At 42.7% G+C, this 21785-nt stretch carries 24 protein-coding genes; 3 read left to right on the forward strand and 21 right to left on the reverse strand.

The window, feature by feature from the left end; genetic code table 11:
• Positions 1-157: 157 nt before the first annotated feature.
• Positions 158-1513, forward strand: a complete 1356-nt coding sequence (locus NST79_RS21330) for an MFS transporter (RefSeq protein WP_041337895.1) — start codon at positions 158-160, stop codon at positions 1511-1513.
• A gap of 33 nt (positions 1514-1546) precedes the next feature.
• Here the strand turns inward: NST79_RS21330 and NST79_RS21335 are convergent, their stop codons facing one another.
• From NST79_RS21335 to NST79_RS21385, 11 genes are all read right to left on the reverse strand, one after another.
• Complete coding sequence (locus tag NST79_RS21335; RefSeq protein WP_032722825.1) at positions 1547-2101, reverse strand: sugar O-acetyltransferase; 555 nt, start codon at positions 2099-2101, stop codon at positions 1547-1549.
• Between the two features lie 17 nt (positions 2102-2118).
• Positions 2119-2499, reverse strand: a complete 381-nt coding sequence (locus NST79_RS21340; protein ID WP_048654831.1) for a VOC family protein — start codon at positions 2497-2499, stop codon at positions 2119-2121.
• A gap of 55 nt (positions 2500-2554) precedes the next feature.
• Complete coding sequence (gene ccpB / locus NST79_RS21345; RefSeq protein WP_212060061.1) at positions 2555-3490, reverse strand: LacI family DNA-binding transcriptional regulator; 936 nt, start codon at positions 3488-3490, stop codon at positions 2555-2557.
• A gap of 59 nt (positions 3491-3549) precedes the next feature.
• Positions 3550-4308, reverse strand: coding sequence for an exodeoxyribonuclease III (xth, locus tag NST79_RS21350; RefSeq protein ID WP_003226843.1), 759 nt, complete (start codon positions 4306-4308; stop codon positions 3550-3552).
• A gap of 63 nt (positions 4309-4371) precedes the next feature.
• Complete coding sequence (gene rpsR / locus NST79_RS21355) at positions 4372-4611, reverse strand: 30S ribosomal protein S18 (protein WP_003219224.1); 240 nt, start codon at positions 4609-4611, stop codon at positions 4372-4374.
• 43 nt (positions 4612-4654) lie between these two features.
• Entirely contained in the window at positions 4655-5173 is a 519-nt protein-coding gene (gene ssbA / locus NST79_RS21360; protein ID WP_003219228.1) for a single-stranded DNA-binding protein SsbA, read from the reverse strand.
• Between the two features lie 40 nt (positions 5174-5213).
• The gene (gene rpsF, locus NST79_RS21365; protein WP_003244064.1) at positions 5214-5501 is read right to left on the reverse strand and encodes a 30S ribosomal protein S6; all 288 of its coding nucleotides are present in this window, start codon (positions 5499-5501) and stop codon (positions 5214-5216) included.
• 110 nt (positions 5502-5611) lie between these two features.
• Entirely contained in the window at positions 5612-6712 is a 1101-nt protein-coding gene (gene ychF, locus NST79_RS21370; RefSeq protein WP_003242727.1) for a redox-regulated ATPase YchF, read from the reverse strand.
• Positions 6713-6838: 126 nt separating this feature from the next.
• Positions 6839-8842, reverse strand: a complete 2004-nt coding sequence (locus tag NST79_RS21375; RefSeq protein ID WP_212060063.1) for a molybdopterin-dependent oxidoreductase — start codon at positions 8840-8842, stop codon at positions 6839-6841.
• 50 nt (positions 8843-8892) lie between these two features.
• Complete coding sequence (locus tag NST79_RS21380) at positions 8893-9099, reverse strand: DUF951 family protein (protein WP_003226838.1); 207 nt, start codon at positions 9097-9099, stop codon at positions 8893-8895.
• Between the two features lie 93 nt (positions 9100-9192).
• Positions 9193-10209: a membrane protein gene (locus NST79_RS21385; protein WP_010886647.1), complete on the reverse strand. Its 1017-nt coding sequence runs from the start codon at positions 10207-10209 to the stop codon at positions 9193-9195.
• Positions 10210-10669: 460 nt separating this feature from the next.
• Here NST79_RS21385 and yyaC point away from each other — a divergent pair, with 460 nt between their 5' ends.
• Positions 10670-11287: a spore protease YyaC gene (gene yyaC / locus NST79_RS21390; RefSeq protein WP_212060065.1), complete on the forward strand. Its 618-nt coding sequence runs from the start codon at positions 10670-10672 to the stop codon at positions 11285-11287.
• Between the two features lie 38 nt (positions 11288-11325).
• Here the strand turns inward: yyaC and spo0J are convergent, their stop codons facing one another.
• Both spo0J and soj read right to left on the reverse strand, forming a co-directional pair.
• On the reverse strand, positions 11326-12174 hold the full coding sequence (spo0J, locus tag NST79_RS21395) for a stage 0 sporulation protein Spo0J (RefSeq protein ID WP_003226832.1): 849 nt from the start codon (positions 12172-12174) through the stop codon (positions 11326-11328).
• Positions 12167-12928, reverse strand: a complete 762-nt coding sequence (soj, locus tag NST79_RS21400; RefSeq protein ID WP_003219244.1) for a sporulation initiation inhibitor protein Soj — start codon at positions 12926-12928, stop codon at positions 12167-12169. The genes spo0J and soj overlap by 8 nt, the downstream gene beginning before the upstream one ends.
• Before the next feature lie 247 nt (positions 12929-13175).
• Between soj and NST79_RS21405 the strand changes: the two genes are divergently transcribed.
• Complete coding sequence (locus NST79_RS21405) at positions 13176-13616, forward strand: PH domain-containing protein (RefSeq protein WP_212060067.1); 441 nt, start codon at positions 13176-13178, stop codon at positions 13614-13616.
• Between the two features lie 50 nt (positions 13617-13666).
• Here the strand turns inward: NST79_RS21405 and noc are convergent, their stop codons facing one another.
• The 8 genes from noc to rpmH all read right to left on the reverse strand — a co-directional run bounded on the left by noc (position 13667) and on the right by rpmH (position 21159).
• Positions 13667-14518, reverse strand: coding sequence for a nucleoid occlusion protein (gene noc / locus NST79_RS21410; protein WP_015250778.1), 852 nt, complete (start codon positions 14516-14518; stop codon positions 13667-13669).
• Positions 14519-14639: 121 nt separating this feature from the next.
• Entirely contained in the window at positions 14640-15359 is a 720-nt protein-coding gene (rsmG, locus tag NST79_RS21415) for a 16S rRNA (guanine(527)-N(7))-methyltransferase RsmG (RefSeq protein ID WP_014481512.1), read from the reverse strand.
• A 13-nt stretch (positions 15360-15372) separates the two neighbouring features.
• Positions 15373-17259, reverse strand: a complete 1887-nt coding sequence (mnmG, locus tag NST79_RS21420) for a tRNA uridine-5-carboxymethylaminomethyl(34) synthesis enzyme MnmG (RefSeq protein ID WP_003226825.1) — start codon at positions 17257-17259, stop codon at positions 15373-15375.
• A gap of 20 nt (positions 17260-17279) precedes the next feature.
• Entirely contained in the window at positions 17280-18659 is a 1380-nt protein-coding gene (mnmE, locus tag NST79_RS21425) for a tRNA uridine-5-carboxymethylaminomethyl(34) synthesis GTPase MnmE (protein WP_212060070.1), read from the reverse strand.
• 310 nt (positions 18660-18969) lie between these two features.
• Positions 18970-19596, reverse strand: a complete 627-nt coding sequence (jag, locus tag NST79_RS21430) for an RNA-binding cell elongation regulator Jag/EloR (RefSeq protein WP_003243764.1) — start codon at positions 19594-19596, stop codon at positions 18970-18972.
• Positions 19593-20378: a YidC family membrane integrase SpoIIIJ gene (gene spoIIIJ / locus NST79_RS21435; protein ID WP_010886648.1), complete on the reverse strand. Its 786-nt coding sequence runs from the start codon at positions 20376-20378 to the stop codon at positions 19593-19595. Before spoIIIJ ends, jag begins: the two co-directional genes overlap by 4 nt.
• 144 nt (positions 20379-20522) lie before the next feature.
• Positions 20523-20873 carry a ribonuclease P protein component gene (rnpA, locus tag NST79_RS21440; protein ID WP_003242628.1) on the reverse strand — a complete coding sequence of 117 codons (351 nt, stop codon included), beginning with the start codon at positions 20871-20873 and terminating at the stop codon, positions 20523-20525.
• A gap of 151 nt (positions 20874-21024) precedes the next feature.
• Complete coding sequence (gene rpmH / locus NST79_RS21445) at positions 21025-21159, reverse strand: 50S ribosomal protein L34 (protein ID WP_003178075.1); 135 nt, start codon at positions 21157-21159, stop codon at positions 21025-21027.
• Between the last annotated feature and the right edge of the window lie 626 nt (positions 21160-21785).

The following is a 21785-nucleotide window of genomic DNA, read 5'->3' on the forward strand; positions in this document are numbered from 1 at the left end:
TGTTTTGGAAATCTTTTAAGCAAAATTAAAATATAAAGTGTGAATTTAGTTCTTCCATCTAGTGATTTGAACTCTGTTGCCAATGAACCAAGATACTTATAATAGTCCTAAGAGGGGAATTTTCAGTCTTTTCTTACTACTCAAAAGGGGGTTTTTTATGAATACGATCTTCAAACAAAAGAATACACATCCTTTCTCAAACGCAGCGAATCGTTTAGACCGCCTTCCGATTTCACGCGTTCATTTCCAAGTGTTAACCGCTCTCGGCATTGTTTATTTCTTTGATCTCGCAGATTTATTTACCCTCAGCAATGTAGCGCCGGCACTGATCGAGCATTGGGGCATCCCGCTTTCAACTATTGCTAACGTAACGGCTGCTTCGTTTTTAGGCATGTTTTTAGGCGCTTCACTGGGCGGACGGCTGTCCGATCGAATCGGCCGCAAAAAAGCCTTAAATCTATTTGTCTTTGTTTTCTCAATCGCATCGCTATGCAATGCTGCGGCATGGGACATTCCATCTTTAATGACATTCCGTTTTCTCACCGGATTTGGCGTTGCAGCCGCCATGGTCATTACGAATAGCTATTTGGCGGAATTTTTCCCTTCAAGTGTACGTGGAAAATATATTTCTTTTTGTGCCATGATTGGATTGATCGGGGTTCCGATCACCAACATTGTGTCTGCCTTTGTCATTCCTCTTGGTTCATGGGGATGGAGGCTAGTATTTGTATGGGGTGCCGTCGGCCTTATTTATTTTTTCTTCATCCGCCGTCTGGAAGAGTCACCTCGCTGGCACGAAAATCGGGGGGAATATGCGAAAGCCGATGCGATCCTCAACCGAATTGAGGCACAGGTTGAAAAGGAGAAAGGCCCGCTTCCGGCAGCATCCCAGCCTAAAGTAAGCGAAACTGTTAAGCAGCATACGGGTTACGCAGGCTTATTGAAAGGCAGAAACCTCAAAATCACCATCGTATTATCTGCTGTATGGATTTTTGAAACGTTTGGGTTTTACGGATTTGCCTCATGGGTTCCAAGCCTGTTAAAAAGCAATGGTGTCACCATGGAAAATACATTGTGGTATAACGTATTGCATTCCGTCGGCGCTCCGCTTGGCGCACTGCTCGGCTCCATGATTTCTGAAAGATTTCAAAGAAAATGGATTTTAGCTGCGAGTGCGTTTCTGACGGCCATCGCCGGGCTCTTATATGGTATGACTTTTATTCCCATCATGATCATTGTATTTGGTTTTATCGTGAATATCACAGAACGGGTCTTTACCTCGAACTTATACGCCTATACATCTGAACCTTATCCGACTGAATACCGCTCGTCTGGCAGCGGTTTAGCCTATGGTCTTGGCCGTTTTTCAAACATTTTTGGCTCATTGCTTGTCGGATTTATTGCCGTTCAGCTCGGCTATATCAGCGTCTTCTTATTTATTGGGGGCTGCTGGCTCGCATGCTCCTTGCTGTTAATCTTCTTCGGTCCTAATACGAATGCGAAACAGATTTAAAAAAGTCAGTGCGGATCTGCCGCACTGATCTCATTACAATTGCTTCAAAATCCTCGCGGGGTTTCCGCCTACAACAGTATTAGCGGGTACATCCTTAGTGACAACAGATCCAGAAGCAATCACTGCGTTATCACCGATTGTCACTCCCGGGTTAATCACCGCCCGGCCTCCAATCCAAACTTGATCTCCAATTGTCACAGGCTTACCGAACTCCTTCCCGGATTTCCTTTCGATCGGATCAAGAGGGTGACCGGCCGTGTAGATATGTACACCTGGCGCAATCAAACAATGACGGCCGATACGCACCTCACACACATCTAAAATGACACAGTCAAAATTAACAAATGTATGATCTCCGATATGAATGTGATAGCCATAATCACAGCGGAATGTCGGCAAAATCGTGACTTGATCCCCAACCGAACCGAGCAGCTCCTTCAAAAGCTCCGTCCGCACTGCATCATCTTCCGGTGTTTCGTTATATTGTCTAATCAGCTGTCTCGCATGTTTGCGTTCTAGTAATAGTTGTTGATCTTCCGAATTGTATAATTCTCCGGCTGCCATTTTTTCTTTTTCTGTCCTCAGCATGTAAGTCACTCCAGATGTCAGATTGTAATCTCGATCAAATTTCCTTCATCATCCTCAATCACACTTTCATAGTAGCCGTCTCCTGTTGTCCTCGGGCCGTTAACTACTGCGAAACCATCCGCCTTCAATCGATTAGTCAGTTCGTCAACTTTCTCCCGGCTCCCAACGGAAAAGGCAATATGTGCCCAGCCTGTCATTGTTTGTGAGGACGGATCGGTCACATTCCCTTTTTTCATAATCTCCAGCCTTGCTCCGGAATCAAACGTAATAAAATAAGACTTAAAATCTTTTTTCTCATTATGATACAAATCATTCGCTTCGCCATTAAAATACGTTTCATAAAAAGATTTCATTCGCTCTAAATCATTGACCCAGACCGCTGTATGTTCAATATGCATTTCTTCCTCCTCCTTCGCCTTCAATGAAGTTATAAGGTATGAAATGCATTTCAGTTCAAGCTTTTTTCTTAAATTTATGCTGAATTTTGATATCAGCGGGTTCATCCTGCAAAAATAGAGAAAATGCTGCGATGCCAAGCTGCTCAAGATTCAAATCAAGCGACGGAAAACCAAGAACACGGCTGATAGAAGTATTCCCCTCGCCTATGATTTCAACATCCCAATTACTCTTTTTGGCAAATAGATGAATTCCAGCTGCCACTTCATCACTATTTGCATAAATAGCAGTCGGAACCCGCCCGCTCATATAAAAATGTTCAGCTGCCAGCTCACCATCATTCATATCGTTGCATCCGGACAGCATATGGCGGTCTTCCAACCTTCCGCAGACAGCTTTATAGGCCGCAGCTTTATCAGCCGTGCTCGGGCTCCTATCAGCTTCTCTGACACACGTAAAAGCAATATTCTCATGCCCGCGGCTCTTTAAATAGCGAAAGCTCTCTGCATAAGCAGCTTTTCTGTCATTAAAAGCACAAGGGTCATCAATGTCTCCGGTATCCTCACAAGCGATGACTGGCCCATATTCCTGATAAGCTAAAATGCTGTCCCAATGATTGGCGCGGGAAGTAATGATGAGACCGTCTATTTTCTTCGTTCTTAACAGCTCTAAATATTTGATTTCAATATCGGGGTTATAATTGGTGGGGAGAAGGGTCGTTGCATACTCATGCTGAAAAGCCGCCTTGGTGATTCCGTTAACGATTTTATCAAAGCAGGGATGATCGCTATAAGGCAGAATCACACCGACCGTATGGGTTTTCCCGCGAATGAGATCGATTGCGGTTCGATTTGGTGTATAATCCAAATCCTTCATGACTTGTTGAACAAGCTTTCTCTTTTCTTCAGACACATACGGATGATGATTCAATACACGCGAGACAGTCGAAACAGATACATTTGCCAGTCTTGCGATCTCTTTTATATTTGCCATCTCTTTCTCCTTTTTCATATAAAAAAAGCAGTAAGTGTAAAATCCTTACTGCTATCTCATCATATATTGATGATAAGTTCAACAGGACAATGGTCGGAACCCATGACATCCGCTGATATGCTGGCATCTTCAATCTGTTCCTTAAGTCTTTCAGAAACAACAAAATAATCAATCCGCCATCCAATATTTCTGTCCCGGGCGCCGGCACGATACGACCACCAGGAATAAGCGCCTTCAAGATCAGGATAAACATGACGAAAAGAATCAACAAAGCCAGCTTCTAAGAAACGAGTGAATGCCCCTCTTTCTTGATCTGAAAATCCAGCGTTATTCCGGTTCGCCTTTGGATTTTTCAAATCAATCTCCTGATGGGCAACATTCAAATCACCGCATAAAATCACTGGTTTTTTCTGATCCAATTCAAGAATATAAGACAATAAAGCCTCTTCCCATTGCATGCGGTAATCAATCCGCTCTAACCCCCTTCTGGAATTGGGCGTGTAAACAGTCATCACAAACACGTTTTCAAATTCCAGCGTAATCACTCTGCCTTCTTGGTCATGCTCTTCTACTCCGATACCGTAGATGACCTGCAGCGGTTCTTGCTTAGAAAAAACAGCTGTGCCGGAATATCCTTTTTTCACTGCATAATTCCAGTACACATGATAGCCTTCAGGCTGGAGATCAACCTGGCCGTCCTGTATCTTCGTTTCCTGAAGACATATAATATCTGCATCCTCTTCTTTCAAATAAGAGAGGAAATCCATTTTTCTCATCACAGCCCGCAGGCCGTTTACATTCCATGAAATCAACTTCATGTTTCATCCTCCCCCTATAAAAAAGAGCAAGAACCCGAAGGTCCTTGCTCTTTACGCATCAGCTTACTCACCGCTTACGTATGGAAGTAAAGCCATTTGACGTGCGCGTTTGATCGCTGCAGTCAATTTACGTTGGTATTTAGCGTTTGTTCCAGTTACACGACGTGGTAAAATTTTACCGCGCTCAGAAACAAACTTTTTAAGAAGATCTACATCTTTGTAGTCGATGTGCGTGATACCGTTAGAAGTGAAATAACACACTTTACGGCGTTTCGCACGACCGCCTCTGCGTCCTCCTGCCATTGTCATTTCCCTCCTTTCTTTTTCATTTTAGGCGATAATCACATTAGAATGGAAGATCATCATCCGAGATGTCAATCGGTTTGCCGTCGTTGGCAAATGGGTCATCATTAAAGCTGTTCCCCTGATTGCGTCTCTGGTTGTTTTGATTTCCCCCAAATGGATTATCATTTTGGCCTCCGCCAAAGTACTGGCCTCCGCCGCTGTTTCCTTCGTTGTATCCACCTGAACCAGAACCGCCGCCGTTTTTCGGCTCAAGAAATTGAACACTTTCAGCTTGGACCTCTGTCACGAAGACACGCTGTCCTTGCTGGTTTTCATAGTTTCTTGTTTGTAAACGGCCATCTACGCCTGCAAGGCTTCCTTTTTTCAAGAAGTTTGCAACGTTTTCGGCTTGTCTTCTCCAAGTGACACAATTAATGAAATCGGCCTCACGTTCTCCGGACTGGTTCGTAAATGTACGATTCACAGCAAGAGTAAACGTAGCAACAGCCGCACCGTTTGGCGTATAACGAAGCTCTGGGTCTTTTGTCAGTCTTCCGACTAATACAACTCGGTTAAGCATAAGAAAGACCACCTTTTACCATTATATATTTCAAAATTGCTTATTCTTCTTCTTTAACAACAATGTGGCGAATGATATCGTCACTGATCTTAGCTAGACGGTCAAATTCTTGAACTGCCGCAGCGTCAGATTGAACGTTTACGATTTGGTAGAAACCGTCGCGGAAATCGTTGATTTCGTAAGCAAGACGACGTTTACCCCAATCCTTTGTTCCAGTGATCTCCGCACCGTTAGAAGTCAGAACGTTGTTGAAACGCTCGATAACTGCTTTTTTAGACTCTTCGTCAATGTTTGGGCGGATAATGTACATAACTTCGTACTTTCTCATCTGTTTGCACCTCCTTTTGGACTAAGCGGCCCATAATGGGCAAGGAGCAATAATTCTATTACTCACAATTTTATATTATACCAAAGCTCTTGTCCCTTTACAACTGCATCCTATACATTAAATCGGAAATGAATAACATCTCCGTCTTGGACCACATATTCTTTCCCTTCAAGGCGGACTTTTCCTGCCTCTTTAGCTCCTGCCATACCGCCGCCCGCAAGAAGATCCTCATAAGCAACTGTCTCAGCACGAATGAAGCCCCGCTCAAAGTCACTATGAATAATTCCTGCACACTCAGGTGCTTTCATGCCTTTTTTGAATGTCCAAGCTCTGACTTCCTGTTCTCCGGCTGTGAAATATGTTGCGAGGCCGAGAAGAGAGTAAGACGCTTTGATCAGCTGATCAAGACCTGATTCTTGAATGCCCAGCTCTTCCAAGAACATTTGCTTTTCTTCGCCTTCAAGCTCAGCGATTTCAGATTCGATTTTTGCACATACAACGATAACTTCTGCGTTTTCGCCGGCAGCGTACTCGCGAATCTTCGCTACATTTTCATTGCCAGATGGATCAGCAACTTCATCTTCACTTACGTTGGCCACGTACAAAATAGGCTTCGAAGTCAGTAAATGGAGCTGCTTCACAAGCTTTTGCTGCTCTTCAGTGAATTCTACAGATCGAGCAGGCTTTTCACTCTCAAACGCTTCTTTCAGTTTAGATAAAATCTCAAACTCAAATACAGCGTCTTTATCTTTTTGCTTCGCAAGCTTGCTGACGCGTGTAATCCGCTTTTCAACCGTTTCCATATCAGCGAGGATCAGCTCAAGGTTGATCGTTTCAATGTCATCAATCGGATCAACCTTTCCGGAAACGTGTGTAATGTTGTCATCGGAAAAAGCACGGACAACGTGGCAAATCGCGTCAACTTGGCGAATATGAGATAGGAACTTGTTGCCGAGTCCTTCTCCTTTAGATGCGCCCTTTACAATCCCTGCAATATCAGTGAATTCAAAAGCAGTCGGCACAGTCTTCTTCGGGTTGACCAGCTCAGTCAGCTTTTGCAGACGATCATCTGGCACCTCTACAATTCCCACGTTCGGATCAATTGTACAGAACGGGTAGTTGGCTGATTCGGCACCGGCCTGTGTAATTGCGTTAAATAGTGTTGATTTTCCGACGTTTGGCAAACCAACAATTCCAGCTGTTAAAGCCATTCTTTCATCTCCTCTATATAAAACCGTCATTGTATGAACGTATTTTGAACCTAGAGCAATTATAAGGAGGTTCACTGGAAAAGACAAGCTGACAAAAAAGCATTTTCAGCCTGCCAATCCCTTTGATTATGCTTTTTTCAAGCCTACTAAACAGTCAAAAAGCGTACTTCCCATTCCATTATCAGAATTTGTATCATTTGTCAGTGCATTGACTGACCCTCCAAAAGCAGCCCACATGCCTTCATCTATATTAATCGTCTTCGCATGAGCCTGCTTCATCACTTTCACCTTGCCCTTCAAGCGTCCGCGGTCATTAAAGATAACAACTTCGTCTCCATCCTGAAGATCCTGCTCAGCCGCTATATCTGGAGAAATATCGACCTGAACGTGCTGAAGCTTTTCAATAAACGGCACATGCTGTGAATGGTTGGAACGCTGCGGATGAATGGATAACAGCGTATAAGGGTACTTTTCAGCTAACTCCTCATTATGGAAAACAGATTCTTCGGGCACATTTAATTGAAGCGAGCCGCTAAATCCCTTTTGCTCAGCTAGCGACGAAGTAAATTCAAATTTTCCACTCGGCGTCAAAAACTGATAATCATCCCACGGCACCTGTTTTACTGGAAGAGGGAGGTGGCCTTTTTCTTTTAAACGCTCAAGTGTCACATCCTCTGCTTCCAATGAAGAAAGCCCCATCTCTAAAAATTCTTGAGTGCTGTATTCAAACAGCTCGCCAAACCCAAGACGTTTTGCAAGCTCTGACCAGATCCAGCTGTCCGACTTCGCTTCACCCTGCGGCTCCACAAGCTTCTTCCCGTACTGAACATAATGATGATACATACTGGAATAGTAGATATCTTCTTCTTCAAAAACAGTGGCAGTCGGCAAAACATAATCGCACAGCTTTGCGGTATCCGTCATAATAGAATCAATCGCGACCGTCATTGGAACCTTTTCAAAAGCTTGTCTCACCTTATTTGTATTCGGCACCTGAGTCAGCGGATTTCCGCACGTCACAATAATCATCTCAATCGCAGGATCAGCAGCGGTCAACACTTCTTCAGCCTGCGTCATCATTGAAAAAGAACGTGATGTTGTTTTTAATTCCGGCAGCGTCAGCTTTGTTTTTGCAAAGCTCTCGCCAATCTGGACATTTCCGAAATTCGCGCCGCCGCCCTTAATTCCGACATTTCCGCTTGCCGCAACAAGTGCATCAATCCAACGAATCGTTCCCCCGCCGTTTTTATAACGCTGCATGCCAAGCCCCATAAAAGTAGACACCGGACCATCAGCATACAAAGCGGCCAGATACTCCAGGTCCTCCATAGAAGTTTCTGTTTTCACAATAAACTCTTCCAGAGAAACAGTTTTCAAAAGCTCTTTCACATCATCAAAACCGACAGAATGCTCAGAAATAAACGTTTCCTCCGTTCTTCCCGTCTCAATCAGAACCTTCAAAACGGCTGCCGCAAGCCAGCCGTCCATTCCAGGCTTTACAGAGATATAGCGGTCAGCAAGCTTAGCAGTCGGGTTGAAGATCGGATCAATCACCGTAATCGTGGCGCCCTTCTTTTTCACCTGCTGCAAGTGATGGTATAAGTGCATATTTGTTCTGGATACATTTCTTCCCCACACAACAACATGCTTGCTGTTGTAAATATCAAGCGGGCCGTGACCGTACGAACGGCCAAAATCCCAGCTTTGCGCCTCGATGCCGGAGCCCCAGCATATGCTTCCGACGATTTCAGTCACGCCTCCATATCCATTAAAAAAACGCTGATCAAGCGCTTTTAACAGACCGTTATTCGCATAATCATGGCTGTGCAAAACAGCAGTCGTCTCCGACATTTCCTTGATTTCCCGAAGTTTATCGGCAATTTCATCAAGTGCCTGCTCCCAAGAAATCCGCACAAACTCGCCATTTTGTTTTTTCATTGGATAGCGAAGCCGATCAGGAGAATTTGTTTTTGTCTCAAGCATTCTGCCGCGGCCGCAGATTTTACCTTCCGTAATCGGATGGTTTGGATCTCCGTCCACTTTTGTTACCTTTCCATCATCAACAGTCACCAAAAAGCCGCAGCTGTCCCAACAATTCAGCGGACATGCCGACTGATGCACTTTGCTCATCGCCGTCTTCTCCTTACCTTCTATATGAAAAAGCATGAGTGTCGGCCTATTTATGAAGTAGGCTCCTCATGCTTGACTAGTACTTTTTTTAGTTTTCTTTCAAATTCTCTTCTCGGAATCATAACACTGTGAGAGCATCCCTCACACTTAATTCGAATATCCATTCCCATGCGTATAATTTTCCAGCTGTTCGCTCCGCATGGATGCGGTTTTTTCATTTCTACGATATCATTCAGGCCAAAGTCTTTATCCGCCAAGACCCTTCACCTCTTTTCCTAAACTGCTGTATCTATTGTACAAAAAAACTGATCATAAGAGCAATCAAGATAAATGAAAAGAAATACATCCTCTTATTTCCATTTACTCAAAATAGGATATAAGAGCAGACAAACTAACAAATACAAATTGAGCATCCCATATATCGGATACAAGAACGCGATCAAATCAGAAAATCCGAAAGAAGTAAAAGGTACCATTAACACTAACAAAATCAACACAATCATCCATCTAGGCATATGAATAAACGCCATCAGCCGGCTGGACAGCCCCAGCAAACCAGCTACCGTCGTCGTGTAAATCGCCAGGCACAGCACCGCCGTCATACATAAAAAAAGGAAATAAGGCGCACCCTCCAGAACGGCAAACAGCGGTATTTCAAACTGAGAAAGGGAGCCCGCCAGCTCCACCAACGTTTCATTATAAACAAATGAGATCACGCCAAAAATAAGACCGCTTGCCACACTTGCGATTTTTGCTTCTCCGAGCCCTTTCATCTCTTTCCCAACAGAGGATAAAATCGCAACAACTGAAAGGATGTTTAAAGAGGTAAACGTAATGCTCGCAGGCCAGTTATACTGCTGGGACAAATCAATCGTCCACGTATGGTGATGTGTGCTCTGAAAGGAGATCAGCGCATATAAAAGCCCCGCTACTAACACAGGAATCAAAATACTATTTATAGATAATATTCCTTTCACATCCCACAAAAACAAACACACTGTCACGATGCAAATCAGCGTGATTCCCCACCAGAAAGGAAGCTTGTACATTTGCAGGGTCACACCGCCTCCCGCAATCATCACCATAGTCGTCGAAAACAAATAAAAAATGATGAGGACATCATAAATTTTCGCCAGCCATGGCCCCATTAAATGCTCCAGAACCGGCAGAAAATGAGTGGATTGAACCTTAAAACTGATTTTCATCACAATATAAGACGAGAAAATGAACATGATTGTAAACAGCACAATAGCAAGTCCGCTTTCAGCCCCAAAAAACTGCCATATCTCCTGACCGCTCGCATATCCGGCCCCGATCAGGCTCCCTAATATGAGCAGCATCCACTTCATTCCGGCTCTCCACAACACTATCACCTCATAGACAAAGTTCAGCTTGTTCCCGTTATTGTTACTATATAAATAAAAGAAAGCAAACATGCCATATTTTCATAGACATTTAAATACAAGGTGAAATTATCATACGAAATACACATAAAAAAAAGACTGCTAATATGGCAGTCTAAAAAGAGATATTTATTTGTTTGTCCGCGGAATGAAGAAGTGAACTTCACTCTTCACTTTTTTCTAACCATTCCTACCTATTCAAGTGTTTCATAAACAGACCATTGCTTGATCATGATCGAGGCAATGGGGGACAATACTTGTAATCGCCCACTAACCATTCATATCATGCCCTCTACTTTTTTTAAAATCTCCGGTGCCATACACAAAGCATAAAAAATCATACTGCTGGATATACTGTAAACAAGCTTACATAACTACACACCATAGCAATTCTGTTACCTACTATAACAAGGAAGTGAAACCCATGAATCGAAAAGGCGGGCTTTTTTCCTCTCAGGAACGAGTAAAGCAATATGTTTCACATACAGATGCTGCAGCAGCAAAACAAATCCAAACCATCCTTTCTTCATCCTTACGTAAAACTGCCGGCAAACCAATTGTCGTGGTTTGTATCGGAACAGACCGTTCAACCGGTGATTCATTGGGCCCGCTCGTAGGAATGAAACTCAAACAGATGCAGCTCACCAGATTCCATGTCTACGGAACCTTATCTGACCCCGTCCATGCTGTGAACATGAAGGATAAAATCAATGACATTCATAAATTACATAAAAACCCATTTGTTATAGCAGTCGATGCATGCTTAGGCCGCGTTAAGAGTGTGGGTTCATTTCAAATCGGGGACGGGCCATTAAAGCCCGGAGCCGGTGTACAAAAAGACCTACCTGAAGTGGGAGATCTTCATATTAACGGAATCGTGAATGTGAGCGGTTTTATGGAATATTTTGTATTGCAAAATACTAGACTCAACTTGGTCATGAATATGGCAAATGTTCTAGCAGAAGGTTTGAGTTTAACAGATCGGACAGAGTGGAGGCAAGAACGCATTAATCCACTGCAAAGGCTCACTGGGCGCATATAAAACAAAAACCATCTTCGTTTGAAAGATGGTTTTTTCATTTATGATTCTCGTTCAGACAAAAGCTCTAAAATCCGGTCAAGGTCTTCATTAGAGAAAAATTCAATTTCGATTTTGCCTTTTTTCTTCTGTCTTTTAATATTAACTGTTGTTCCAAAATAATTTTGGAGATAGGATTCTCGTTCTTTTAGAACCGCATCTTTCACAGGTTCTTTTTTCTTTGTTTCACGTGGAACATTCTGATTCAACTGCTGAATCAGCTGCTCAAGCTGGCGAACATTGAGCTGCTCCGCAATCACTTTTTGTACCAGCGGTTCAAGCTTATTTTTGTTTTTTAAGCCAAGAAGCGTGCGTCCATGTCCCATAGAAAGCGTGCCTTCGGCAATAAGCTGTTGAATATTTTCTGGCAGTGTCAGCAGTCTTAAATGATTCGCAATATGCGGTCTGCTTTTCCCAAGACGTTTGGCAAGCTGCTCTTGCGTGAGGTCTAAGTGTTTCAACAAGGAGTCATATGCCTGAGCCTCTTCAAGCGGAGATAAATCTTCACGCTGAAGGTTTTCTAATAAAGCAATTTCCCTCATTAACGCCTCTGATAATTCACGGACAATGGCCGGAACTGTATCTAAACCTGCCAGCTTTGCCGCTCGAAAACGCCGTTCACCCGCAACAATATCATAGCCTTTTAAAGATTTTCTGACGATAAGCGGCTGAAGAATGCCATGCTGCAACACAGATTCTTTTAGTTCAGCTAATGCCTCGTCATCAAAGTGTTTTCTTGGCTGATAAGGATTAGGGCGTAAATCGGCAATTTTAATTTCTTCAACTGTCTCTTCAGACAAATCGACCTGATTAAATAACGCATTAATCCCTTTTCCAAGGCCTTTAGCCATTCGCAGCCACTTCCTTTGCTAAATCTAAATATACTTCCGCACCTCTTGACCGCGGATCGTATAAAATGATGGGTTTTCCGTGACTCGGTGCCTCACTCAGACGGACATTACGCGGAATAACTGTCTTATATACTTTATCCCTAAAATACTTTTTAACCTCTTCAATCACTTGAATGCCAAGGTTTGTCCGGGCATCAAGCATTGTCAGCAATACACCTTCAATCATTAAATCAGTATTCAAATGCTTTTGCACAAGACGTACTGTATTTAATAACTGGCTGAGCCCCTCCAAGGCATAATATTCGCACTGTACAGGAATCACAACGGAATCCGAGGCAGTAAGGGCGTTAATCGTCAGCAAGCCCAATGACGGCGGACAATCAATGATAATATAATCATAATTTTGCTTTACTGCTTCAAGCGCTCTCTTCAATCTCACTTCTCTTGATATTGTAGGAACCAGCTCGATCTCAGCCCCTGCAAGCTGAATCGTCGCAGGAATCACATCCAAGTTCTCTACTGTCGTTGCTTTAATAATATCTATTACATCTGCATCATCTACTAAAATATCGTACACACACTGCTCTACATCGGCTTTTTCAATTCCTAATCCGCTTGTCGCATTTCCCTGCGGATCAATATCTACCAGCAGAACCCTTTTCCCTATGTAAGCCAAACATGCCCCAAGGTTGACAGACGTCGTTGTTTTGCCGACCCCGCCTTTTTGGTTCGTAATTGCTATGATTTTTCCCACGATGTCACCTACTTTCACATGAACATGTACTATCTTGCTTCTATTCTATCAAAAAAAGATTAAAGCGTTTCATTTTTTTCATCATTTTGTTCCGAATCAGAAGGGAAATAATTGAAAATTCAAGCACGCTTTATGCTTTCTCTTATAAATTCTGCAATTTCTATGTTTTTTTGACTTAAAAAAGGAATTTCTTAAAGAAAAAAAGAAGAAGTCACAGTACAGAACGTGGAAACAGGATGGTGAGAAAATGGTTTATCAAACGAAGAGAGATGTACCCGTTACGCTGATGGTTGTGTTTCTCATATTACTGATACAAGCAGATGCCATTGTTCCTTTTGTGCTGGGAAATATGAGAGTTTCCGGCTGGATCATTTTTATTCTGCTGACTCTTTTAAATGGACTCATCATTTGGAGCTTTATTGACCTAAAATATGTATTGAAGGAACACCATCTGATCATTAAAGCCGGATTGATCAAACATCAAATTCCTTATGAAAACATCGATAAAGTCGTTCAAAAAAAGAAACTATGGTCCGGTTTTCGTCTGATCGGCTCTCGCCATGCCATCACAATATATTATCAGGGGGGATGGGGACATGCAGTAATTTCACCGCAAAAATCTGAAGAGTTTATCCACAAACTCAAAGAAAAGAATTCTAATATAATAATTTTCACTAAAAGTAAGTGATTACCTTTTATTGAAAATATAAAAAGCTCTCCTGCTTTTCAGGAGAGCTTCTATTTTGGTATGCGAATCGTTAATTGAATATATTCTTCAAATTCTTCTTCTTCTGTATTCAATTTTACACCGCTGTCTTCCACCATTGATAGTGACTGGCGAATCGTGTTCATCGCAATTCTTGTATCTCTGCTGAATGCTTTGCGTCTCGGCTTTGGCTTTCTCTTGCCTTGCTCCAGCATTTTCACCACGCGGTCTTCCGTCTGCTTTACATTTAAACTTTTCTCAATAATCTCTGTGAGCAGTGTGACTTGGAGCTCAGGCTGTTTCAGCGGAATCAGCGCTCTGGCATGGCGCTCGGTGATTTTCTTCTCCATAATCGCCTCTTGGACCGGCTGAGGCAGCTTTAATAACCGAAGCTTATTCGCGATTGTAGACTGCCCTTTTCCTAAGCGCTGTGCGAGTGCCTCCTGTGTTAAATCATGCAGCTCAAGCAGCCTAGCATAAGCATGCGCTTCCTCAATAGAAGACAGTTCTTCCCGCTGCAAGTTTTCGATTAACGCCACAGAAGCGGTTTCCGTGTCGGAAAAATCCTTAATAATTGCCGGAATCTTTTCCCACTCAAGCGATTGCACCGCTCTCCAGCGTCTTTCACCTGCAATGAGTTCGTATTGGCCTTCTTCTTCTGTATGCCTAACAACAATCGGCTGAATAATGCCGTGTGTATGAATGGTCATTGCTAACTCTTTGATTTTTTCATCTGAGAAAATGGTGCGTGGCTGAAAACGGTTGGGAACGATAGCATTTACCGGTATTTCCAGAATCTCTTCTTTGTTTGTATCATGTTCAGCAATCTCCGGCTCCTGTTCCTTCTCACCAAGCCCGAAGAAACGAGAGAATGAATGCTTCATGTACCTACACCACCTTTAAAAACTGCCATTTTTATAATTCTATTTTCTCATGGTTTTTCCTGCTGTACATCCATCAATTTTGATGAAAATATGATGGTATTGTCATATCAGGCTGTCTAAATTACCCTTCAATTGGCGATTTATTAGGAGTTCCCGGTTTTCTTGGATACTTCTTAGGTGTATTTTTTATTTTGCGTATCACCATAATATTACGATCGCTTTCTTCAATAGGCAGCTTAAAAGAATGGATATTCTCAAGTTCTCCTCCAAGCGTCGTGATTGCTTTTTTGCCTGCATTCAGTTCTTCTTCCGCTGATGCGGCTTTTAAAGCAACAAATAAACCGTTTTTCTTCACCAGAGGCAAGCAAAGCTCACTCAAAACAGATAATCTCGCAACTGCTCGCGCTGTCACAATATCATAGCTTTCACGCACGTCTTTCCGTTGCCCGAACGTTTCAGCTCTGTCATGGCAGTATGTTGTATTCTCCAATTGCAAAGCCTCAGATAGCTTTTCTAAAAACGTGATCCGTTTATTCAGTGAATCTACGATTGTGACATTGAGGTGCGGAAAGCATATTTTTATCGGCAGACTTGGAAAACCCGCTCCCGCTCCGACATCACAAATCGTGTTCACCTGATTGAAGTCGACATAAAAAGCAGCTGTAATGGAATCATAAAAATGCTTTAAATACACTTCTTTTTTCTCTGTTATTGAAGTCAGATTGATTTTTTCGTTCCATTCAACCAGCATGTCGTAATACAGCTCAAATTGCTCTAGCTGACGGGGAGAAAGGGAGATCCCTTTTTCCGCCAAACCAGAAGTAAATTCTTCAATATTCATGCCGTCATCCTTTCTATTCGGCTATCTTCGCAATGCGTCCCTGCTCTAAATACACCAATAGAATTGAAATGTCCGCCGGGTTTACACCGGAAATGCGGGAAGCTTGGGCAACAGACAAAGGCCGTACATTTTTCAGTTTTTGACGCGCCTCGGTCGCAATCCCCTTAATTGCGTCATAATCAATTCGGTCTGGAATTTTTTTATTTTCCATCTTCTTCAGTTTTTCCACTTGCTGAAGAGATTTTTCAATATATCCTTCATATTTCACTTGGATTTCTACTTGTTCTGCCACGTCTTGAGGAACCGGCACTTCTGGCGGCGCCAGTTTTGTGACTGTTTCATAGTTCATTTCAGGACGTTTCATCAAGTCTGTGCCGCGAACTCCATCTTTCAATTCGCTTCCGCCAAGAGAACGGATATATTCTTGATTTTCCGGAGACGGCTTGATAATTACAGAATGAAGACGTTTTTTCTCCGCCTCGATCGCCGCTTTTTTCTTCTCAAAAGCCGCATAGCGCTCATCAGAAATCAATCCAATGCGGTGTCCGATTTCTGTCAGACGCAAATCAGCATTGTCATGGCGAAGCAGCAATCTGTATTCAGCACGTGATGTCAAAAGACGATATGGCTCATTGGTACCTTTTGTCACAAGGTCATCAATCAGAACACCAATATAGGCGTCAGAACGGCTTAGAATTACTTCTTCTTTTCCAAGCGCTTTTCGTCCTGCATTGATTCCCGCCATAATCCCTTGTCCCGCAGCTTCTTCATAACCGGATGTTCCGTTAATTTGGCCTGCAGTGTAAAGGTTTGTGATTTTTTTGGTTTCAAGTGTCGGCCAGAGCTGTGTCGGTACGATTGCATCATACTCGATCGCATAGCCGGCTCTCATCATTTGCACGTTTTCAAGTCCAGGAATCGTTGCAAGCATTCTTTGCTGTACGTCTTCTGGAAGACTTGTAGATAAACCTTGGACATAGACTTCCTGTGTATTTCTGCCTTCCGGCTCAAGGAAGATTTGGTGACGCGGTTTATCATTAAAACGGACAACTTTATCTTCAATGGATGGGCAGTATCTTGGGCCCGTACCTTTGATCATACCGGAATACATCGGTGAACGGTGCAGGTTGCTGTCAATAATCTCATGTGTCTCAGGGCTTGTATATGTCAACCAGCAAGGGAGCTGATCTGTGATATATTCCACTGTTTCATATGAGAAAGCGCGAGGCACATCGTCACCAGGCTGAATTTCCGTTTTGCTGTAATCAATCGTGTCGCTTTTAACGCGAGGCGGCGTACCTGTTTTAAAACGAACAAGGTCAAAACCAAGTTCCTCCAAATGCTCAGAAAGCTTAATAGAAGGCTGCTGGTTATTTGGGCCGCTTGAGTAAGACAGATCGCCAAGAATAATACGTCCTCTTAAATATGTCCCTGTCGTCATGACAACTGCTTTCGCACGATAATGTGCACCGGTTTGTGTAATAACGCCTCGGCATTCGCCGTCTTCAACGATCAGCCGCTCCACAATTCCTTGCAGCAATGTTAAGTTTGGTTCTTTTTCAAGCGTATTTTTCATTTCGTGCTGATATTGGAATTTGTCTGCTTGCGCACGCAATGCACGAACCGCAGGACCTTTTCCTGTATTCAGCATTCTCATTTGAATATGCGTTTTATCGATGTTTCTTCCCATTTCTCCGCCGAGCGCGTCAATTTCGCGGACGACAATCCCTTTTGCGGGGCCGCCGACAGACGGATTACATGGCATAAATGCAACCATATCTAGGTTGATGGTCAAGACAAGCGTTTTGGCGCCTTGGCGTGCAGATGCGAGGGCAGCCTCAACACCGGCATGCCCGGCGCCAATCACAATCACATCGTATTGGCCTGCTTCATACCCCATGATTCTAGTTCCTCCTTTTATTATTTTCCTAAACAGAATTGTGAAAAGAGCTGATCAATTAAGCTTTCGTGGACAGAATCTCCAATGATTTCCCCTAAAAGCTCCCAGCATCTTGTAAGGTCAATTTGCACCATGTCGATCGGGACATCCTGTTCGATGCCGCTAAGCGCATCTTCAATGGCGCGTTTTGCTTGCTGTAAAATAGAGATGTGACGTGTGTTGCTGACATAAGTCAGATCACCGCTTTCAATGGCACCCGTGTAGAACAGTGATTGAATCGCTTCTTCCAGATCATTGATGCCTTCCTCTTTTAAAAGAGATGTCGTAACAACTGGACGTCCATTGGCAAGCTCACGGACACGTTCAGTGTCAATCTTCGCCTCAAGGTCAGTCTTATTCAAAATCACGATAACATCCATGCCCTCAACGGCTTCAAAAAGCTTCACGTCTTCATCAGAAAGCTCTTCACTATAATTAAGCACAAGTAAAATCAGGTCCGCTTCCTTTAGAACCTGGCGAGAACGTTCAACACCGATTCGCTCAACAATATCCTCTGTTTCACGAATACCTGCTGTATCAACCAGACGAAGCGGGACGCCCCTTACATTCACGTATTCCTCAATCACATCCCGTGTCGTTCCGGGAATATCGGTTACAATGGCTTTTGCCTCATGAACGAAGCTGTTCAGAAGAGATGATTTTCCTACGTTTGGCCGGCCGATAATGACGGTAGAAAGACCTTCACGTAAGATTTTTCCTTGCTCAGAAGTCCTCAGCAGCGTCTCAATTTCCTTTTTCACGGCGGTTGCCTTTTCGACTAAAATCTGATGCGTCATTTCCTCTACATCATCATACTCCGGATAATCGATATTCACCTCAACATGGGCCAGTGTTTCTAAAATCTCACTGCGCAAACGGCGCACCAAAGCAGAAAGACGCCCTTCCATTTGATTCATAGCAACGTTCATTGCCCGGTCCGTTTTCGCTCTGATTAAGTCCATAACCGCTTCCGCCTGTGAAAGATCGATTCGGCCGTTTAAAAACGCACGTTTCGTAAATTCGCCAGGCTCTGCCAGTCTCGCTCCCTCTCTCAATGCGAGCTGAAGCACTTGGTTCACAGTCACAATTCCCCCGTGACAGTTTATCTCGATAACATCTTCCCGTGTAAAAGTTCTCGGCGCTTTTAACACTGATACCATTACTTCCTCAACGACACGATCCGAAGGTCTGTCTACGATATGACCATAATGAATCGTATGTGATTCGACCGAGCTGAGTGTTTTCCCCTTCGGTCCCTTATAAATTTTATCTGCGATTTGAATGGCTTCTGGTCCGCTCAACCGTACAATCGCAATCGCGCCTTCTCCCATCGGTGTGGAAATTGCCGCAATTGTATCCATGTTGTTCACCTCTCTTTACTTATACTTCATCTATATAAAAAAATTTTTATTATGCCAAAACTAAAAGATAACATAGTTTGGTTCGAAGTGGAAGATTTGTTATCCACAGAAATAGAAATTCGTCCCTTATTACTTTAACTTATCCACATGTGAATAACAATTAATTTTATTTCCTGAACTTCCTTTTTATCAACAGGATACACCTAAAAAGAAAAAACTTAAACGGCAAAACCTTGATATTACTAGGAAAAGTGGATTTTTCGGATACAAAAAAACCGAAATCCAATTTTTATCGGACTTCGGTTTTATGCTATCTTTTATGGGAAATAACGAGATGACGATTTTCGCCTTCACCCATTGAATATGTTTTGATCTGGTGGTTTGCATATCCAGAAAGAGTATCGTGAATAATTTTTCTTTCGCTGGACGGCATGGGCTCAAGCTGGATGGATTTTTTCGTTTTCAAAACCTGGTCAGCAAGCTTGATGGCCAGCTGGCTCAGTGTTTCTTTTCTTTTCAAACGATAGTTTTCTGCATCCACCGTCACATTTTTATATTGGCCTGGATAACGGTTAAGGGCAAGCTGTGTCAAAGTTTCAAGGGCGTTTAAGGTTTGTCCTCTTTTCCCAATCAACAATGCTGCCTTTTCACCTGTTATATGATATCTCACTGTCTTTTTGCTTTCTTGAACAGTCACATCAGACTTCCCGGCAATGGCTTCGGCAATCGTTTGAAGATATAACTTCGCTTGCTGAATCGGATCAATCTTTTCAACCAGCTTTACGATCGCAGGCTTTTTGCCGAAAATGCCGAGAAACCCTTTGTTTCCCTCTTCAATAACAGTAATTTCTACCTTATCCTTCGTTAATCCCAGCTCTTGCAATCCGGACTGTACTGCTTCATCGACATTTCGCCCTGCAGCAGTCACATTCCTCACTTTTTCTTTCCTCCGGCTTTTTGCGGCTCAGGATTTTTTTTAATATCAGGTCCTTTAATGAGGAAAGTTTGCGCAATCATAAACAAGTTACCGACTACCCAATAAAGAGAAAGAGCCGCCGGGAAGTTGATCGCAAATACGATAATCATAATTGGCATAATCCAAAGCATCATCGCCATTTGCGGATTTTGCTGCGCATTGCCAGCCATCATCAGTTTTTGCTGAACAAATGTAGCGACACCGGCAACGATAGGAAGGATATAGTAAGGATCTTTTTCTCCTAAGTCAAACCATAAGAAGCTATGCTCTGAAATCGCCTGGGTTCTCATGATCGCATGATAGAATCCAATTAAAATCGGCATCTGGATCAAAATCGGGAAACATCCCGCCAATGGATTGACACCATGCTTTTGGAATAACGCCATTGTTTCCTGCTGAAGCTTTTGCTGCGTTTTTTGATCCTTTGAGCTGTATTTTTCTTTAAGCTTTTGCATTTCCGGCTGTAAAGCCTGCATCGCTTTCGAACTTCTCAGCTGCTTAATCATCAGCGGTAAAATTAATAAACGAATTAAAATGGTAACTAGAATAATTGAAAGCCCGTAGTTATCTCCCGTCAATTTCGCTACATACGTAATGAGCTCAGACAATGGATATACTACGTACTTGTCCCAGAAATGCGGACTATCTGCAGTGATCGGCTCTTTCACACTCGAGCATCCAGCCAAAAGCATGAATACGCCAACCATACTTAATAGCAACCCTATTCTCCTTTTCAACAACATTTCCTCCTATAATTAATCTTTACACTCTTTTATTGCAAAGCATACTTGTATGTATTTTAGCATCTTTCAGTTTTAAATGGTGTCTTTTTCTGATCAACCAGAAAGGAAGCGCTTTTAAAAGTTGTAAGAAAGCAGTGGTGATGCCTACTTTGACGAAGATTTCTTATATAATGAAGACTTTCTGAATAGATGCTGCAGACTTTTTTTCGTTTCCTCATATGTCAGCTGGCTCGCCGGTTTTCTGGCAATAATGATGTAATCCTTTTCCTTCAGTCTCTCTTTCTCCTCAAGAAAGGCCTGCCGAATCAAACGTTTGATCCGATTTCGCATCACAGCATTGCCAATTTTTTTGCTGACGGAAAGCCCGACACGCAGTTCATCATTTTCAGGCTGATCAAGCGTATATAAGACAAACTGGCGGTTTGCAACTGATGTCCCATGTTTAAACACTTTTTGAAAATCTTCATTTTTCTTTAAACGATTTCGCTTCTTCAAATGACTCACTCCGATACTGGCTGGCAGAAACTTTTAAAATTTATTATGAACATGAGATGCATCTGAACCAGGAAGCATGCCCCGGTTCATTACGCATCACATCTATCTTTTCCCATAACGTGAAAAAAGACCACTGACATTATTCAGTGGCCTAAGCTGATAATACTTTTCTGCCTTTGCGGCGACGGCGTGCTAAAACTAGACGACCGTTTTTTGAACTCATACGGCTTCTGAAGCCATGAACTTTGCTGCGTTTACGGTTATTCGGTTGGAATGTTCTTTTCATTTATGACACCTCCCTCGAGGAATAGCTGTTAAAGACAGTCTTACTTATTATATTTGCGTTACCTATTCATTGTCAACTTCACTAGTGCTTTTATTTCTTGCAACCATAATAGGATACCATACCTTTTCAACTTTCGAAACCTTATTTTTTAGATTCCTTAATTTTACGGAAAAAAGACAAATTCAAACAATTTGCCCCTAAAATCACGCATGTGGATATCTTTTTCGGCTTTTTTTAGTATCCACAGAGGTTATCGACAACATTTTCACATTACCAACCCCTGTGGACAAGGTTTTTTCAACAGGTTGTCCGCTTTGTGGATAAGATTGTGACAACCATTGCAAGCTCTCGTTTATTTTGGTATTATATTTGTGTTTTAACTCTTGATTACTAATCCTACCTTTCCTCTTTATCCACAAAGTGTGGATAAGTTGTGGATTGATTTCACACAGCTTGTGTAGAAGGTTGTCCACAAGTTGTGAAATTTGTCGAAAAGCTATTTATCTACTATATTATATGTTTTCAACATTTAATGTGTACGAATGGTAAGCGCCATTTGCTCTTTTTTTGTGTTCTATAACAGAGAAAGACGCCATTTTCTAAGAAAAGGAGGGACGTGCCGGAAG

The organism is Bacillus sp. PS196 (assembly GCF_037963555.1).
GTDB lineage: Bacteria > Bacillota > Bacilli > Bacillales > Bacillaceae > Bacillus > Bacillus subtilis.

Bases quoted from the DNA above. Each gene is read 5' to 3' on its own strand.
- mnmE (WP_212060070.1), bottom strand. From the start codon at position 18,659: ATGGATACAATTGCGGCAATTTCCACACCGATGGGAGAAGGCGCGATT.
- noc (WP_015250778.1), bottom strand. From the start codon at position 14,518: ATGAAGCATTCATTCTCTCGTTTCTTCGGGCTTGGTGAGAAGGAACAG.
- ychF (WP_003242727.1), bottom strand. From the start codon at position 6,712: ATGGCTTTAACAGCTGGAATTGTTGGTTTGCCAAACGTCGGAAAATCA.
- NST79_RS21330 (WP_041337895.1), top strand. From the start codon at position 158: ATGAATACGATCTTCAAACAAAAGAATACACATCCTTTCTCAAACGCA.
- NST79_RS21405 (WP_212060067.1), top strand. From the start codon at position 13,176: ATGGTTTATCAAACGAAGAGAGATGTACCCGTTACGCTGATGGTTGTG.
- NST79_RS21375 (WP_212060063.1), bottom strand. From the start codon at position 8,842: ATGAGCAAAGTGCATCAGTCGGCATGTCCGCTGAATTGTTGGGACAGC.
- NST79_RS21335 (WP_032722825.1), bottom strand. From the start codon at position 2,101: ATGCTGAGGACAGAAAAAGAAAAAATGGCAGCCGGAGAATTATACAAT.
- rpsF (WP_003244064.1), bottom strand. From the start codon at position 5,501: ATGAGAAAGTACGAAGTTATGTACATTATCCGCCCAAACATTGACGAA.
- rpmH (WP_003178075.1), bottom strand. From the start codon at position 21,159: ATGAAAAGAACATTCCAACCGAATAACCGTAAACGCAGCAAAGTTCAT.
- mnmG (WP_003226825.1), bottom strand. From the start codon at position 17,259: ATGGGGTATGAAGCAGGCCAATACGATGTGATTGTGATTGGCGCCGGG.
- yyaC (WP_212060065.1), top strand. From the start codon at position 10,670: ATGAATCGAAAAGGCGGGCTTTTTTCCTCTCAGGAACGAGTAAAGCAA.
- rpsR (WP_003219224.1), bottom strand. From the start codon at position 4,611: ATGGCAGGAGGACGCAGAGGCGGTCGTGCGAAACGCCGTAAAGTGTGT.
- spoIIIJ (WP_010886648.1), bottom strand. From the start codon at position 20,378: ATGTTGTTGAAAAGGAGAATAGGGTTGCTATTAAGTATGGTTGGCGTA.
- ssbA (WP_003219228.1), bottom strand. From the start codon at position 5,173: ATGCTTAACCGAGTTGTATTAGTCGGAAGACTGACAAAAGACCCAGAG.
- xth (WP_003226843.1), bottom strand. From the start codon at position 4,308: ATGAAGTTGATTTCATGGAATGTAAACGGCCTGCGGGCTGTGATGAGA.
- spo0J (WP_003226832.1), bottom strand. From the start codon at position 12,174: ATGGCTAAAGGCCTTGGAAAAGGGATTAATGCGTTATTTAATCAGGTC.
- NST79_RS21340 (WP_048654831.1), bottom strand. From the start codon at position 2,499: ATGCATATTGAACATACAGCGGTCTGGGTCAATGATTTAGAGCGAATG.
- rsmG (WP_014481512.1), bottom strand. From the start codon at position 15,359: ATGAATATTGAAGAATTTACTTCTGGTTTGGCGGAAAAAGGGATCTCC.
- ccpB (WP_212060061.1), bottom strand. From the start codon at position 3,490: ATGGCAAATATAAAAGAGATCGCAAGACTGGCAAATGTATCTGTTTCG.